The organism is Pseudomonas sp. RC4D1, from assembly GCF_018390395.1.
Classification (GTDB): Bacteria; Pseudomonadota; Gammaproteobacteria; order Pseudomonadales; family Pseudomonadaceae; genus Aquipseudomonas; species Aquipseudomonas danubii.
On sequence record NZ_JAHBAW010000001.1, the window covers coordinates 753119 to 769645 of the forward strand.

Genomic DNA, 16527 nt, shown 5'->3' on the forward strand with positions numbered 1-16527 from the left:
GTATCTCAGCCTCTTATAACCATAAGAAAGAGGTGTTCCATGCAATTCTGGCGACGCAGTATTCAATGGCAACTGATCCTCAGCATGGGTTCGGCCCTGCTGGTCAGTCTGCTGGTGGTCGTAGCGATCTACACGGTGCTGATCAATCACCTGACCCAGAGCTACCTGGTGGACAGGGCGCTGCCTTCGAGCATCGAAGCCATGCGCAACGATATCGAACGCATTCTGACCCAGCCTCTGACCGCCGCCCGTGACCTGGCCGGCAACGGCATGCTGCGCGACTGGCTGGCGGCAGGCGAAGACCCGGCCCGGGCGCAGAGCTTCATCAGCTATCTGGAAGACATCCGCGCCGAGAACCAGGCCTTCACCACCATGATGGCCAGCCCGCTCAGCCATCACTATTACAACCAGAAAGGCCTGGACCGGACCCTGAGTCGGGATAATCCGAAGGATGTCTGGTTCTATCGCTTTATCGACAGCGGCAAGCCGCGGGTGCTGAACATCGATGTCGATGTTGCCAGTGGCGAGCTGGCGCTGTTCATCAACTACCGGGTCGAGAAAGACGGTGAGCTGGTGGGGGTCACCGGCCTGGGCTTGCGCATGACCGAGCTGTCGCAGCTGATTCACGACTACAGCTTTGGTGAGCGTGGCCGGGTGTTTCTGGTGCGCAACGATGGTTTGATCCAGGTGCATCCAGACGCTGAATTCAGTGGCAAGCGACAGTTGTCCGAGCAGATCGGCGCGACCGCCGCCGAGGCGCTGATGGGGCACGAGGGACTGACCAGCAGTCATTTCGAGCGTGACGGCGAAGACTACCTGGCCCTGAGCCTGCCACTGCGCGGCTTTGGCTGGAGCCTGGTGGCCGAGGTGCCGCAGGCGCAGATTTACGCCGAGGCGCACCGGGCGATCTGGCTCACCAGTCTGATCGGCCTGGGCATCGCCGGCGTCTGCCTATTGCTGGTTGTACTGCTGGCCCGTGGCCTGGTACGCCCGGTGCGACAGGTGACCGAAGGGCTGGTGGCCATCGGCAGCGGCGGTGGCGACCTGACCCTGCGCCTGGATGCCAGCCGTGCCGACGAGCTGGGGGATCTGGCCCGGGGTTTCAACCGTTTTCTCGACAGCCAGCGCGGCATGATCGGTGAGGTGTTGGCCACCACCGAACGCCTGCGTTCCTCGGTGAGCCAGGTGGCGGCGGTGGTGGAGAACACCGCCGAGCGCTCCGGCCGGCAGCAGGAAATGACCGACATGGTGGCCACTGCGGTACATGAGATGGGGCTTACCGTGCAGGACATTGCGCGCAATGCCGGGCAGGCGGCGGACGCTTCCCAGGCGGCCCGGGATGAAGCCCAGCAGGCCCAGGACGTGGTGGGCGGTTCGATTCGGCATATCGAGAGCATGTCCGGTGAAATCGCTCTGGCCGCCGGTGCCGTGGGCGAACTGGCGGAACAGGTGGCCTCTATCGATCAGGTGCTGGCGGTGATCCGCGGGGTTTCCGAACAGACCAACCTGCTGGCCCTCAACGCTGCCATCGAGGCGGCTCGGGCCGGGGAAATGGGCCGTGGCTTTGCGGTGGTGGCCGATGAAGTCCGGACCCTGGCCCAGCGTACCCAGACCTCCACCGATGAGATCCAGCAGATGATCCAGGGCCTCAAGCAGGGGGCGGAGAACGCCGTGTCCTCGATGCATGCGGGGCAATCGGCCACCGGCACCGGGGTTCAGTCCAGCCAGCAGACCGGGGCCTCACTGACGGCGATCACCGGGCAGGTGGAGCGTATCAGCGACATGAATCAGCAGGTCGCCACTGCCACGGAAGAACAGTCGGCGGTGACCGAAGAGATCAACCGCAATGTTCAGGGCATTTCCGAACTGGCCCGGGCCACCGCGGCTGAAGTGCACACCTGTCGTGAGGATTGCCAGACCCTGCAGCGCCTGGCCGAAGACCTGGCGCGCCAGGTGGGTGGTTTCAAGCTGCACTGACCAGCCTGCAGGAGCTGGCTTGCCAGCGAACCTCGGGCCGCGCAGTGCCAGGCCTGACGCTTTCGCCGGCAATCCGGCTCCCACAGGTGTGGAGTGAGCCTTCTGGTAGGCGCTGGCTTGCCAGCGAACAGCGCTGCGGTGTGACAGGCCGCCTCGGCCTCAGAACCAGGCGTCCTGCATCTCCAGGCAGGTGGCGTCCCGTGCTTCCAGCAGGGTCAGTTCATGCTGGCAGCCCGGCACTTCCCAGGTCAGGAAGTAGCGCGCGGCCTGCAGTTTGCCGTGATAGAAATCCCGGTCCCCGGCATGGCCTCGCGCCAGTCCTTCCTCGGCCCTGATGGCCTGTTCCAGCCAGCGCCAGCCGATCACCGCGTGGCCGAAGGCCTTCAGATACAGCGCCGAGTTGGCCAGGGTCGCCGTGACCTTGCCGCTGGCCAAGTCGCCCAGCAGACCCAGGGTCACGCTCTGCAGGCGCGTCACCAGTTGCTCCAGAGGCAGGCGCAGGGCATCCAGCGACGCATGGGCGCGGGCCCGCTCGCCCGCCTCGGCGATCAGGCGGATCAGGCGCTTGAGCCCGGCGCCGCCGTTCTGCGCCAGCTTGCGCCCCAGCAGGTCCAGGGACTGGATGCCGTGGGTGCCTTCATGGATCGGATTCAGGCGATTGTCGCGGTAGTACTGCTCCACCGGGTATTCCCGGGTGTAGCCGTGGCCACCGAGGATCTGGATCGCCAGCTCGTTGGCCTTGAGGCAGAACTCCGAAGGCCAGGACTTTACGATGGGCGTCAGCAGGTCCAGCAGTTCATGGGCCTGCTGGCGCTCGGCCTCGCTGGCCAGGGTGGTGGTGTCATCGAACAGCCGCGCCGCATACAGCCCCAGGTCGAAGGCGCCTTCAACGTAGGCCTTCTGGGTCAGCAGCATGCGGCGCACATCGGCGTGCTGGATGATCGCAACCGGTGCGGTGGTCGGGTCCTTGCTGTCCGGCAGGCGACCTTGCGGACGCTCGCGAGCGTATTCCAATGAATACAGATAGCCGGCATAACCCAGCATCACCGCGCCCATGCCGACGCCGATCCGTGCTTCGTTCATCATCTGGAACATGTAGCTCAGGCCGTGATGGGGCTTGCCCACCAGATAGCCCACGCAATTACCGTTATCGCCGAAGTTCAGCGCGGTGGAAGTGGTGCCGCGCCAGCCCATCTTGTGGAACAGCCCGGCCAGCAGCACATCGTTGCGCGGCCCCAGGCTGCCGTCATCGTTGACCAGGAACTTGGGCACGATAAACAGGGAAATGCCCTTCACCCCGGGCGGCGCGTCCGGCAGCTTGGCCAGGACCATGTGCACGATGTTTTCCGACAGCGGGTGGTCGCCGCCGGAGATGAAGATCTTGTTGCCCTTGAGCCGGTAGCTGCCGTCGGCAGCCGGTTCGGCGCGGGTGCGGATATCCGACAGCGACGAGCCGGCATGGGGCTCGGTCAGGGCCATGGTGCCGAAGAAGCGGCCATCGATCATGGGCTGCAGGAAGCGCTGTTTCTGTTCGTCGGTGCCGAAGCTCTCGATCAGGTTGGCCGCGCCCATGGTCAGGAACGGGTAGGAAGTCGTGGCCGCGTTGGCGGCCTGGAAGTGGGCGAAGCAGGCCTGGGACAACAGGGTCGGCAACTGCATACCGCCCGCGTCGAAACTGCGTGCGGCATTGAGAAAGCCGGCTTCGAGGAAGGCGTCCACCGCCGGTTTCACTTCAGGGATCAGCACCGCCTGGCCGTCTTCGTAGCGCGGCTCGTGTTCATCGCCCTTGCGGTTGTGCGGGGCGAAGTACTTCTCGGCGATGTTGCGCGCGGTGCCCAGGGCGGCATCGAAGGTTTCGCGATTGTGCTCGGCAAACCGCTCGCGCTGGGTCAGGCCCTCGGCGTCGAGCACCTCATACAGTTCGAAAGCCAGATTGCGGGAACTGAGCAGCGTCTCGGACATGGCGGCATACCTGTTGGCTAGGGAATGGGCTGAGTCTAGGCGCGTGAATAAAGGCTGAATAGCAAGATTGATCTGGGTGATAAAGATGCCAAACAGGCACAGCCCCTGTCGCCGCTGCCGAAGGCTGCGATAAGTCCCGCAGGGACTTTGGCGGCAATGAAATTGCTACGGCCGTTGCGGCCGATCGCAGCCTGCGGCAGCGGCTGCAGGACATTGCATCGGGCAAAAAAAGAGCGCCGCTGAGGGCGCTCTTTTCCATGCTGCTGACTATCGGCTTCAGCCGATGGTCATCAGGCTGGCGTTGCCGCCGGCCGCTGCGGTGTTGACGCTCAGGGCGCGCTCGATCACCAGGCGCTCCAGGGCAATCGCGGTCTCGCCCTGGGACAGGCCCTGGACGCCGACGATGGCTCCGGCACGCTGGGCCACTTGCTGGCAAACGCCGCGCAGTTGGTCAGAGTCGCCGTGATGCAGGACCGCGTCGAATACCACGTCGTCCTTGGTCCAATCCGCCACCCGCTGGATGCGTGCTTGCACGTCCTTGGGCAGACGGGCGAACAGCGCCTTGCTGAGGTCGCTTTCCGGCCAGACTGCCGAACCGCCGACTGCCAGTACGGCCGCCAGTTGGGTCAGCAGGTCGCCCTCGACCTCCGCCAGGCACAGGACGTGCTCGCGGGGCAGGATGGCGTAGCTGTTGCGCTCGCCGGTCGGGCCGTTCAGCTGGCGGGTGATACCGCTTTGCGACTGGCTGGCGAACTGTTTGCACAGGGTCGCCAGTTCCACCAGTTTGCTGCTCTCGGCCCAGGCTTGCAGGGCGTTGAGCGGCTTGCCGAGGGCTTCGCGCAGGCGCAGGTCCGGGGCGTTGGCGGCATCGGCGCGAACGAAGGATTGCTCGATGGCATCCACCGGACGGGTCGACAGCAGGCGGTACAGGTACAGCGGACCGCCGGCTTTCGGGCCGGTGCCCGACAGGCCTTCGCCGCCGAACGGCTGCACGCCGACCACGGCACCGACGATGTTGCGGTTGACGTAGACGTTACCGGCGTTGACGTTGTCCACCACCTTGGCAATGGTTTCGTCGATCCGGGTGTGCACACCCAGGGTCAGGCCGTAGCCGGAAGCATTGATCTGGGCGATCAGTTGGTCGATGTCCTTGCGCTTGTAGCGCACCACGTGCAACACCGGACCGAAGATCTCGCGCTGCAGTTCATCGAAGCTTTCCAGTTCGATCAGGGTCGGCATGACAAAGGTGCCACGCTTGCATTCTTCGCTGTCGGCGATGGCCATCTGGTACACGCTGCGACCTTTGTCGCGCATGGCCTGGATGTGCTTCTCGATGCCGGCCTTGGCTTCGGCGTCGATTACCGGGCCGATGTCCACCGACAGGCGCTCCGGGTTGCCCAGGCGGTTTTCAGCCATGGCGCCCTTGAGCATTTCGATCACGCGGTCGGCGGAATCTTCCTGCAGGCACAGCACGCGCAGGGCCGAGCAACGCTGGCCGGCACTGTCGAAGGCCGAGGACACCACATCGATGACCACTTGTTCGGTCAGGGCCGAGGAGTCGACGATCATGGCGTTCTGGCCACCGGTTTCGGCGATCAGCGGGATCGGCCGACCCTGGTTGTCCAGGCGCCCGGCGATGTTGCGTTGCAGCAGGCGCGCGACTTCGGTGGAACCGGTGAACATCACGCCCTTGACGCGCTCGTCACCGACCAGGCGGGCACCGACGCTTTCGCCCTGGCCCGGCAGCAGTTGCAGCACGCCTTCGGGAATCCCGGCTTCGAGCAGCAGGCGCACGGCCTGGGCTGCCACCAGCGGGGTCTGTTCGGCCGGCTTGGCCAGTACCGGGTTGCCGGCGGCGAGGGCGGCGGCGACCTGGCCGCTGAAGATCGCCAGCGGGAAGTTCCACGGGCTGATGCACACCACAGGACCCAGCGGACGGTGGGCGTCGTTGCTGAAGTCATTGCGGGCCTGCACCGCGTAATAACGCAGGAAGTCCACGGCTTCACGCACTTCGGCGATGGCGTTGGCGAAGGTCTTGCCGGCCTCGCGGGCCAACAGGCCCATCAGTGGCTGGATCTCGGCTTCCATCAGGTCGGCGGCGCGTTCCAGGATCGCGGCGCGTTCGGCCGGCGGCGTGGCCTGCCAGATCGGCGCGGCGTTCAGCGCGCACTGGATGGCGTTGTCGACGTCTTCGATCGTGGCTTCCTGGACGTGACCGACCACATCGCGATGATCCGACGGGTTGAGGACCGGCGCCGGGGTTTCGCTGCTGGCGGCGCAACCGAGCATTGGCGCGGCTTTCCAGTTGTTGTGGGCGCTGGCCAGCAGGGCGCAGGACAACGACGCCAGGCGGTGTTCGTTGGCCATGTCGATGCCGGCGGAGTTGGCGCGCTCGCTGCCATACAGGTCACGCGGCAGCGGAATGCGTGGGTGCGGCAGGCCGAAACCGCCTTCCAGGGTGGCCATCTGCTCGATCTGCGCCACCGGGTCGGCCACCAGCTCTTGAATCGAGATCGACTGGTCGGCAATGCGGTTGACGAAGGAGGTGTTGGCGCCGTTTTCCAGCAGGCGGCGGACCAGGTAGGCCAGCAGGGTTTCGTGGGTGCCGACCGGTGCGTACACGCGGCACGGACGGTTCAGCTTGCCATCGGCGACCTTGCCCACCACTTGCTCGTACAGCGGTTCACCCATGCCGTGCAGGCACTGGAACTCGTACTGGCCGGGGTAATAGTTCTGACCGGCAATGTGGTAGATCGCCGACAGGGTGTGGGCGTTGTGGGTGGCGAACTGCGGGTAGATGACTTCCGGCACCGACAGCAGCTTGCGTGCGCAGGCGATGTAGGAAACGTCGGTGTACACCTTGCGGGTGTAGACCGGATAGCCTTCCAGGCCTTCGACCTGGGCGCGCTTGATCTCGCTGTCCCAGTAGGCGCCTTTCACCAGGCGGATCATCAGGCGGTGACGGCTGCGGCGGGCCAGATCGATGACGTAGTCGATGACGTACGGGCAGCGCTTCTGGTAAGCCTGGATCACGAAGCCGATGCCGTTCCAACCGGTCAGTTGCGGCTCGAAGCACAGGCGCTCCAGCAGGTCCAGGGACAGCTCCAGGCGGTCCGCTTCCTCGGCGTCGATGTTCAGGCCGATGTCGTATTGCTTGGCCAGCAGGGTCAGCGACAGCAGGCGCGGGTACAGCTCTTCCATCACGCGTTCGTACTGGGCGCGGCTGTAACGCGGGTGCAGCGCCGAGAGCTTGATGGAGATGCCCGGGCCTTCATAGATGCCGCGACCGTGGGAGGCCTTGCCGATGGAGTGGATGGCCTGCTCGTAGGACGCCAGGTATTTCTGCGCGTCGTGCTCGGTCAGTGCCGCTTCGCCGAGCATGTCGTAGGAGTAGCGGAAGCCCTTGGCTTCGAACTTGCTGGCATTGGCCAGGGCTTCGGCGATGGTTTCGCCGGTGACGAACTGCTCGCCCATCAAACGCATGGCCATGTCCACGCCCTTGCGGATCATCGGCTCGCCGCTCTTGCCGATGATGCGGCTCAGGGAGGAGGTCAGGCCGGCCTCGTTGTGGGTCGACACCAGCTTGCCGGTGAGCAACAGGCCCCAAGTGGCGGCGTTGACGAACAGCGACGGGCTGTTGCCCAGGTGCGGCTGCCAGTTGCCGGTGCTGATCTTGTCGCGGATCAGTGCGTCACGGGTGCCCTTGTCGGGGATGCGCAGCAGGGCCTCGGCCAGGCACATCAGTGCCACGCCTTCCTGGGACGACAGGGAGAACTCCTGCAGCAGGCCCTGGACGATACCGGCACGGCCGCCGGCGCTCTTCTGGTTACGCAGCTTCTCGGCGATCGAGGCGGCCAGCTTGTTGGCGGCTTCGGCGGTGGCGGCCGGCAGACGCGCCTGCTCCAGCAGCATCGGCACCACTTCCGGTTCCGGGCGGCGGTAGGCAGCGGTGATCGAGGCGCGCAGCACCGATTGCGGGAGGATGCTCTCGGCAAATTCGAGGAAGCATTGGTGAGCGTGATCGGTCAGCACGTCGCCGGCGTCGTCGCCGTCCTTGGTGGTGACACTGCTCAGCTCGGTCAGGGTTGCACCACCCTCGAGTTTTTCCAGGTAATTGAAAATCGCCTGCTTGATCAGCCAGTGCGGCGTACGATCGATCGAGGTCGCAGCAGCCTTGAGGCGCTCGCGGGTTGGGTCGTCGAGTTTGACCCCGAGGGTGGTGGTAGCCATATTTTTATCCTCATGTTTGCCACGCACGTGTGGCATCAGCTGGCGGCAAGATTATCCGTGCGCCGAAATAGGTGCAACCGGGTGCAACCCTTTTTTCGCCGGAATAAATAGCAGCTCGTCAGGAAATCAATATTGCCTCCTGGCTCCCGTATTGCCTTGGTGCATTTAATTCTGGCGGGTGGATTTCTTGCTCCAAAAAGGAGCAAAAAAGTTGTCGTCGTCGGTAAATGCGACAAGGTGCAACTTAATTGGATGAAACTGGTTGCACCTTGTTTAATTTGTTGAATAGGATTCGCGCCCAAGGTGCAACCTGTCTTTTGCGACTCGGTTCATCGGCCAATGGCTTTCCTGGGGAAACATTGGTCATAAAACGTGCGCGATAGCCGATCGTCTTCCAAACTGTAAAAGCTGGGTGACGGTACTGCTGACCGCCGCTACATAAAAACAAAGCCAGGGCGTAACTCAAATGAGTGCAAGCAATCCAACCTTGATCACGTTCGTGATCTACATCGCAGCAATGGTGCTGATCGGCTTCATGGCCTATCGCTCCACCAACAACCTTTCCGACTACATTCTTGGCGGCCGCAGCCTGGGCAGCGTGGTGACCGCGCTTTCCGCTGGTGCTTCCGACATGAGTGGCTGGCTGCTGATGGGCCTTCCGGGCGCTATCTACATGTCGGGTCTGTCGGAGAGCTGGATCGCCATCGGACTGATCGTCGGTGCCTACCTGAACTGGCTGTTCGTTGCCGGTCGTCTGCGGGTGCAGACCGAGCACAACGGTGATGCTCTGACCTTGCCGGACTACTTCTCCAGCCGTTTCGAAGATAAAAGCGGCTTGCTGCGCATCATCTCCGCGGTGGTGATCCTGGTGTTCTTCACCATCTACTGTGCCTCCGGCATCGTGGCCGGTGCCCGTCTGTTCGAAAGCACCTTCGGCATGCCTTACGAGACGGCGCTGTGGGCTGGCGCGGCGGCGACCATTGCTTACACCTTTGTCGGTGGCTTCCTGGCGGTGAGCTGGACCGATACCGTGCAGGCTACGCTGATGATCTTCGCGTTGATCCTGACCCCGATCATCGTGCTGTTGGCCACCGGTGGCGTCGATACCACCTTCCTGGCGATCGAAGCCAAGGACCCGACCAGCTTCGACATGCTCAAGAACACCACCTTTATCGGCGTGATCTCGCTGATGGGCTGGGGCCTGGGCTACTTTGGTCAGCCGCACATCCTGGCGCGTTTCATGGCGGCGGATTCGGTGAAGTCGATCGCCAACGCCCGTCGCATCTCCATGACCTGGATGATCCTGTGCCTGGGCGGCACCGTGGCCGTGGGCTTCTTCGGTATCGCCTACTTCTCGGCGCATCCTGAAGTGGCCGGTCCCGTGACCGAGAACCCTGAGCGTGTGTTCATCGAACTGGCCAAGCTGCTGTTCAACCCGTGGGTAGCCGGTGTGTTGCTGTCGGCCATTCTGGCGGCGGTGATGAGTACCCTGAGCTGCCAGTTGCTGGTGTGCTCCAGTGCCCTGACCGAAGACTTCTATAAAGCCTTCCTGCGCAAGCACGCCTCCCAAGTTGAGCTGGTATGGGTCGGTCGCGCCATGGTGCTGGTGGTGGCGCTGATCGCCATCGCCATGGCCGCCAACCCGGAAAACCGCGTGCTGGGCCTGGTGAGCTACGCCTGGGCCGGCTTCGGTGCGGCGTTCGGTCCTGTGGTGCTGATCTCGGTGCTCTGGAAGGGCATGACCCGCGACGGCGCGCTGGCCGGGATCATCGTCGGTGCCGTCACCGTGATCCTGTGGAAACACTTCGCTCTGCTGGGTCTGTACGAAATCATCCCGGGCTTCATCTTCGCCAGCCTGGCAATCGTGCTGGTGAGCAAGATGGGTGCACCAAGCGCTGGCATGGTTCAGCGTTTTGAAGCGGCCGAGAAGGATTTCAAGCTCAACCACTGAGTGCGCAAATCCTGCCCTGATCGTTCGGGGCAATGAAAACGGCCCGCTGCGTCACCGCAGCGGGCCGTTTTTTTTAGTGCAGTTCAGCGTCCGGCTGGTTGAGGAAGATCAACACGCCAAGGATCGCCATGTAGAACTTGAAGGCCGCGTCCTGGCCATTCCAGGTCTGGGATTGCCACATCATGAACCACTCGCCACCCACCACCATGAAGCCGAAGAACCAGACGCAGAAGCCCAGGCAGAAGCCGGCAATGGCCCAGCCTTTGCGCCGGTTGAAGTAGCTGGCGACACCGTGTCGCGCCAGCCACAGGTGCAAGGCGCCAACGACCAGCAATACCCCGGTCAGGGCCTCGCCGGTAATGATCAGCCAGTAGCCGACATTCCACAGCAGGGGCAGGGTCAGGGCGCGGTCGGTGGCGGTGTTGCCGGGGAAGACGCTGTCCATGCTCAGTACGTGCTGGACAAAGGCGAAGTTGGAGTCGTAGTCGCTGATGTTGTTGTAAGCCACCAGCAAGGCGAACGCCGCCACTGCCAGGGTCATGGTGATTTTTACGTAACGCACAATCATGTTGGGTTCCTTTGCGGGTGAGTAATGATCCTGGGGGCTGGTTAGGGTTGGATGCGTCGGTGCCAACGCGCTGGGGGGATTTGGGGGGATGGCCCTGGCGTCTGCTGCCAGGGCCGATGAATCAGGCTTGTTTCAGCGCCTGGTCAAGGTCCTCGAGCAGGTCCTCGATGGCCTCGATGCCGACCGAAAGGCGGATCATCTCCGGCTTGACGCCGGCCTTGGCCTGCTCTTGTTCGTTCATCTGCCGGTGAGTGGTGGACGCCGGGTGGCAGGCCAGGGACTTGGCGTCGCCGATGTTGACCAGGCGCTTGAAGATCTGCAGGGCGTCGTAGAAACGCACGCCTGCGGCATAGCCGCCTTTTAGGCCGAAGGACAGGATCGCCGACGGCTTGCCCTGCATGTACTTGCGCGCCAGTTCATGGTGCGGGTGATCGGCCAGGCCGGCGTAGCTGACCCAGGCCACCAGCGGGTGGTCCTTGAGGAACTGCGCGACCCGGATGGCGTTGTCGGTGTGGCGTTCCATGCGCAGGGCCAGGGTTTCCAGGCCTTGTAGCAGGAGGAAGGCGTTCATCGGTGCCAGCGCCGCGCCGGTGTTGCGCAGTGGCACGGTGCGGGCCCGGGCGATAAAGGCAGCCGGGCCGAACTTCTCGGTGTAGACCACGCCGTGGTAGGCCGGCTCCGGGGTGTTGAGGCTGGCGAACTTCTGCGGATGCTCGGCCCAGGGGAAGTTGCCGCTGTCGACGATCACCCCGCCCAGGGAGTTGCCGTGGCCACCGACGTACTTGGTCACCGAGTGCACCACGATGTCGGCGCCGAACTGGATCGGCTTGCACAGGATCGGCGTGGCCACGGTGTTGTCCACCATCAGCGGTACGTTGCGGGCGTGGGCGGCCTGGGCCAGGCCCTCGATGTCGACGATGTTGCCCGCCGGGTTGCCGATGCTTTCGCAGTACACCAGCTTGGTCTTGTCGTCGATCAGCTCGGCGATGGCCTCTGGCGAATCGTCCCGGGCGAAGCGCACTTCGACCCCGAAGCTGGGCAGCAGGTGGGCGAACAGGGTGTAGGTACCGCCGTACAGCTGGGGCGTGGAGACAATGTTGTCCCCGGCCTGGGTCAGGGTCTGGATCGCGTAGTGGATCGCCGCGCTGCCAGCCGCCACCGCCAGCCCGGCGATCCCGCCTTCCAGGGCGGCCATGCGCTGTTCCAGCACATCGTTGGTGGGGTTCATGATGCGGGTGTAGATGTTGCCGGGCACATCCAGGTTGAACAGGTCCGCCCCGTGCTGGGCGTTGTCGAACTCGAAGGCGACGTTCTGGTAGATGGGCACGGCCACGGCCTTGGTGGTCGGGTCCGACTTGAATCCATGGTGCAGCGCAATCGTTGCGTCTTTCATAAATCCTCGACTCAGTAGCAATCCGTTTTATGAGCACAGCCAGGCAGGTCGTGTGCCCGCGCAGCAGTCAGTGGTCCCGTGTGTCTGAGTCGCCAGCAACCGCTTGATGTGCCCGCCGCTTGGCCGCGAGCGGGCGCGTCAGTGTCCAATAGGCGCGGCGGATGGGCAAGGGGGCGCTGGCTTGCCGGGAACGGGGCGGCCGTCCTTGGCCAATGGCGGTTTCAGCGCGGCTGGGACCAGCCCTGGGAGCGGCTGACGGCGGCGCTGAAGGTGCGGCGCCAGACGTCGGCCGTGGTCCGGTCGACACGGGGCTGATAGTGGGTGCGGGTGTTGTCCAACTCCGGCAGCTCCAGGCCCAGGCCACGGGCAGCCAGGGCGGCGCAGCCCAGGGCAGTGAGTTCGTCGAAACGCTGGGTGACGATGGTGCGTTGCAGGATATCGGCAAGGAACTGGGCGAAATACGGGCTGCGGGCCAGCCCGCCGTCGATCGACAGCTGGTCGGTGACACGCAGGTGATCGTCCATCGCAGTGATCACTTCGGCGCTGCGCAGGGCCACGCCTTCCAGCACCGCCTGGCACAGGTCCTGGCGGCTGGTGGCGGCGTTCATGCCGATCCACACCGCCCCGGCGCTGCGGTCCCAGTGCGGGCAGGCCAGCCCCGACAACGCCGGGACAAAGGCCAGTTCGCGGGAAATGGCCGGTGGCTGATCGAAGGCCGCCAGCTCCGAGAAGTCGCTGAACAGGCCCAGCCGCCCGGCCCACTCCACCGCGGCGCTGGCGTCGTACACGCCACCGTCCATGGCATACACCGGCTTGCCATCGACTTGCCAGGCAATGGTGGCCAGCAGGCCTTTCTCCGGTGCGCGGATGATCTGATCGCCGGTGACGGTCAGGGCGAAGGCGCCGGTGCCGAAGGTGATCTTGGCGTCCCCCGGCTGCCGGCAGCCGTGGCCGTAGAGCGAGGCTTGCTGGTCCACCACCGAGGCGCTGATGGGCGTCTGGCCGATGCGCCCGAAGTCGCCGACCGTGGCGCGGATCGGTGGCAGGGCCTCTAGCGGGACGCCGAACAGTGCACACAACTGCGGGTCCCACTGGCCGGTGGCGAGGTTCATCAGCGAGGTGCGCGAGGCGGTGGTGATGTCGGTGGCATAGACCCCGGCCAGGCGGTCGAGGAAGTAGGCATCGGTGGTGCCCAGGCGCAGGCGGCCGGCACTCAGGGCTGCTTGTGCCGCCGGCAGGTTCTCCACGATCCAGGCCAGCTTGCTGGCGGAAAAATAGGCGTCCAGAGGCAATCCGGCCCGCTCCAGGGTCAGGGCTTCGGCTCCGTTGGCTCGCAGTTCCTCGATGCGTGCGGCGCTGCGGTTGTCCTGCCAGACGATCACCGGAGACAGCGGTGCGCCACTGATGGCGTCCCAGGCCAGGCAGCTTTCGCCCTGATTGGCCAACCCAATGGCGTCGACCCGGCCGGTGGCTTCCAGGCAGCGTTGCAGGTTGGCCAGCAGTTCCAGCGGGTCGTGCTCGACCCAGCCCGGACGAGGGTGATGCTGTTGGTGGCGCAGCGCCAGTTGGATGTCGGCACGGCCTTGCATGTCCACAACCAGTACGCGGGTGCTGGTGGTGCCCTGGTCAAGTGCGGCTATTCGCATGGTCTTTTCTCTTGTTGTGGGACGGGCCTAGTCGATGCAGATGTCCAGTTGGTCAAGGTGTTCCGGCAGTTGCAGTTCCTTGAGGGGAATCAGCAGGCGCCGTTCCGGCAGTGCCGAGACCGGGCGGCTCCAGAGGTCCAGGCCCTGGGCGCGAACCCGCAAGGTGCCGCTGACCGCCCGGCTGACCCGCAGTTGGATGTGCTGCAGGCCCGCCAGCTCGCCGCGCACCAGCCGGCCCGGTACGCCGAGCTTGATCGGGGCTGCGTATTTCAGGGTCAGCGCGTCATGGGGAGCGGGTAGCTGGTTGCACAGGGCCAGTGCCATCAGGCTGCCGATACGCCGCCCTTCACGGTAGGACCAGCCGGCGGTCTCGATCGGTCGCAGCAGGTTGCCGGCGGCGAAGTAGGCCGGGTCCGAGCAGCGCCCGTATTGATCGATCTTCGGCCCGTCGCTACCGCTGTCCAGCTGCAGGTGGCTCTGGCGCACCAGGCTCGACTCAGGGGTGAACTGGCCCGTGAGCAGCACGCCGTCGCAGGCAATCTCGCGCACCTGACCGTCGGCCAGGCGCACCTGGGCCGATTCCACCCGGCCGGTGCCGTTGATCGCCAGCAATTGCGCGCCGAAATGCATGGGAATGCCCAGTAAGCGTGGAAACAGCGACAGCGGCCAGCGTGCGGTTGCCCGGTTGTTGGCTTCGAGCACCGCTACCGGGCGGATTCCTGCGCGCCGGCAACTGAGTACGGCGGACAGGCTGACCAGCTCGGTGCCGACGATCAGCGGTCGTTCAAAGGGCTTGAGGTGCTGCATATAGAGGAAGTTCTGCAACGCTCCGGTGTTGATCACGCCCACCGGGCGGTCGCCGGACAGCAGGCGTGCCGAGCGCGGGGTTTCCCGGGCGCCGGTGGCGATCAGGACCTTTTTCGCCTGGATCTGCCGCGGCCCGTCGGTGCTCGCCAGGCGCAGCAGGCCGCCGGGTTCCAGGCTGACTACCGTGTGGCGCAGCAGCAGGATCACGCCGGCTTTCAGCGCGGCTTCGACATTGCGCCGGGCATAGGCCGGGCCGCTGAGAATGCGCTGATACTCGCGCATGCCGAAGGGCGGGTGAGCGCAGTGCCGGGGAATGCCGCCAGCTTCGCTTTCACGCTCGATGACAATCACCGGGCCGATGCCCTGGCGCCGCAGTTCAATGGCGGCCGCGAGGCCCGCCGGGCCGCTGCCGATAATGGCCGCTTCGGCCTGAAGGAGTTCAGTGCTGTTCATGGCAACGACCTGTGGCAAGTGGGACGGCTAGTTGGCTGGCACTGAGTTCGGCGACCTGGGCCGAGCAATAGAAACCCTGGCAGCGCCCCATGCAGGCACGGGTGCGGCGCTTGAGCCCACCCAGATCGCCTGGGGGCAGGGGGCTGTGCAGGGCGGTCTCGATTTCGCGACGGGTCACCAGTTCGCAATGGCAGACGATTTCGCCATAGCCGGGGCGTTGCCAGTCCCGGGGCAAGTGCTCCGCGAGGTTGGGCATCTGCGGCCAGACCGGCTCGCGCACCGGGTGATGCTGGCGACGCTGGCTGTACAGGCTGTAGACGTGCCGGGCAATGCCCAGGGCGGCAGTGAGCCCGGTGGAGCGGATGCCGCCGACGGTGATCCAGTGCCGGGAGTGATCGGCCTGGATCCGGTACTCCTTCTTTTCGCTGGCCGGGCGCAGCCCTGCGTAGGTAGCGGTGACCGGCATTCCGGCGAGGCCGGGAATCCGCTCCACGGCAGCGTCGATCAGGCTTTGCAGGGTCGGGCCGTCGAGCCCGGCATGCACCCGGTCCTCCTGTTCTTCGGCGGTGGGGCCCACCAGCAGGTTGCCGTAGACGGTGCGGGTCAGGACGATGCCTTTGGTGCGTTCGTTGGGCACCGGCAGGACGATGCGCTCCAGCAGTTTGGCCGCGGCCTTATCGAAGACCACGAACTGGCCCTTGCGCGGCATGATGCGAAATTCGCTGTGGCCCAGCAGGTTGTGCTCCAGGGTGTCACCGAACAGCCCCGCGCAGTTGATCACCTGGGCGCTGCGCAAGGTGCCCTGGTTGGTATGCAGGGTCCAGGCATCACCATCGAATTGGCCTTGCTGCACCTCGCACCGCAACTGCACCCGGGCGCCGTGGGCCATGGCCTGCTGCAGGTAGCCCAGGGGCGCTGACCAGGGGTCGATCAGGTGTTCGTCGGGCACCAGCACCGCGCCCACCGCGTGATTGGCCAGATGGGGTTCCAGGGCGAGGATCTCGCTGCGTTCCAGCAGGCGCACGTTATTGACCCCATTGGCCTGGGCCTGGTCGAGAATCCCCGGCAGGCGGGCCTGGTCCTCGGCGTTCCAGGCCACCACCAGGGCGCCACTCTTGAGCAGCGGCAAGTTCATGGCCGAGTGAATCTCCAGGTATTCCTGGTACCCGGCCTGCATGCACTGCAGCTCCAGGCTGCCGCTAGGGGCATCGAAGCCGGTGTGCAGGATGGCGCTGTTGGCCTTGCTGGCGCCGGAAAGAATGTCGCTGCCCTTTTCCAGCAGCACCACCCGTGCACCCTCCAGGGCAAAGCGCCTGGCCATGGCGCAACCGACGACCCCGCCACCGACGATGGCCACATCGAAAGTCACACTGTTCGGATAAAGTTCGGTCATATAAATGCCTGTTTCCTGCGGTAACACCAAGGTCTTGTGCAGGAATAAAAGCATATTGCGGGCCATGATTGTTGTTTTTATTTCTTATTCGGTCATATATCGGTCAGTTATTTGTGGATTTAAGGCGATGGGCGACCGCCTGCCACA

At 64.6% G+C, this 16527-nt stretch carries 9 protein-coding genes and 1 pseudogene; 3 read left to right on the plus strand and 7 right to left on the minus strand.

Translation table 11 applies throughout. The features are described from left to right. Positions 1 to 201 precede the first annotated feature (201 nt). A pseudogene (locus KHO49_RS31445) lies at positions 202 to 1110 on the plus strand (HAMP domain-containing protein); the annotation flags it as partial. 135 nt (positions 1111 to 1245) lie between these two features. Further along, the gene (locus KHO49_RS31450; protein WP_371826196.1) at positions 1246 to 1977 is read left to right on the plus strand and encodes a methyl-accepting chemotaxis protein; all 732 of its coding nucleotides are present in this window, start codon (positions 1246 to 1248) and stop codon (positions 1975 to 1977) included. Between the two features lie 159 nt (positions 1978 to 2136). On the opposite strand, the gene KHO49_RS03500 is transcribed toward KHO49_RS31450, so the two are convergent. After that, the gene (locus KHO49_RS03500; protein ID WP_170004065.1) at positions 2137 to 3939 is read right to left on the minus strand and encodes an acyl-CoA dehydrogenase; all 1803 of its coding nucleotides are present in this window, start codon (positions 3937 to 3939) and stop codon (positions 2137 to 2139) included. Positions 3940 to 4215: 276 nt separating this feature from the next. Then, positions 4216 to 8169 carry a trifunctional transcriptional regulator/proline dehydrogenase/L-glutamate gamma-semialdehyde dehydrogenase gene (gene putA / locus KHO49_RS03505; protein WP_123391373.1) on the minus strand — a complete coding sequence of 1318 codons (3954 nt, stop codon included), beginning with the start codon at positions 8167 to 8169 and terminating at the stop codon, positions 4216 to 4218. A 466-nt stretch (positions 8170 to 8635) separates the two neighbouring features. Here putA and putP point away from each other — a divergent pair, with 466 nt between their 5' ends. Next, positions 8636 to 10120 carry a sodium/proline symporter PutP gene (gene putP, locus KHO49_RS03510; protein ID WP_213664622.1) on the plus strand — a complete coding sequence of 495 codons (1485 nt, stop codon included), beginning with the start codon at positions 8636 to 8638 and terminating at the stop codon, positions 10118 to 10120. Positions 10121 to 10193: 73 nt separating this feature from the next. Here putP and KHO49_RS03515 read toward each other — a convergent pair whose 3' ends face one another. The 5 genes from KHO49_RS03515 to KHO49_RS03535 all read right to left on the minus strand — a co-directional run bounded on the left by KHO49_RS03515 (position 10194) and on the right by KHO49_RS03535 (position 16380). After that, positions 10194 to 10688, minus strand: coding sequence for a DUF2165 family protein (locus KHO49_RS03515; protein WP_213664623.1), 495 nt, complete (start codon positions 10686 to 10688; stop codon positions 10194 to 10196). A 121-nt stretch (positions 10689 to 10809) separates the two neighbouring features. Beyond that, on the minus strand, positions 10810 to 12081 hold the full coding sequence (locus tag KHO49_RS03520; protein WP_102862849.1) for an O-acetylhomoserine aminocarboxypropyltransferase/cysteine synthase family protein: 1272 nt from the start codon (positions 12079 to 12081) through the stop codon (positions 10810 to 10812). 221 nt (positions 12082 to 12302) lie between these two features. After that, positions 12303 to 13727 (minus strand): glycerol kinase, encoded by a 1425-nt coding sequence (locus tag KHO49_RS03525; protein ID WP_170004071.1) that lies wholly within the window; start codon positions 13725 to 13727, stop codon positions 12303 to 12305. 27 nt (positions 13728 to 13754) lie between these two features. After that, entirely contained in the window at positions 13755 to 14987 is a 1233-nt protein-coding gene (locus KHO49_RS03530) for an NAD(P)/FAD-dependent oxidoreductase (RefSeq protein ID WP_213664624.1), read from the minus strand. After that, complete coding sequence (locus KHO49_RS03535; RefSeq protein WP_102882048.1) at positions 14974 to 16380, minus strand: NAD(P)/FAD-dependent oxidoreductase; 1407 nt, start codon at positions 16378 to 16380, stop codon at positions 14974 to 14976. Before KHO49_RS03535 ends, KHO49_RS03530 begins: the two co-directional genes overlap by 14 nt. Positions 16381 to 16527 lie beyond the last annotated feature (147 nt).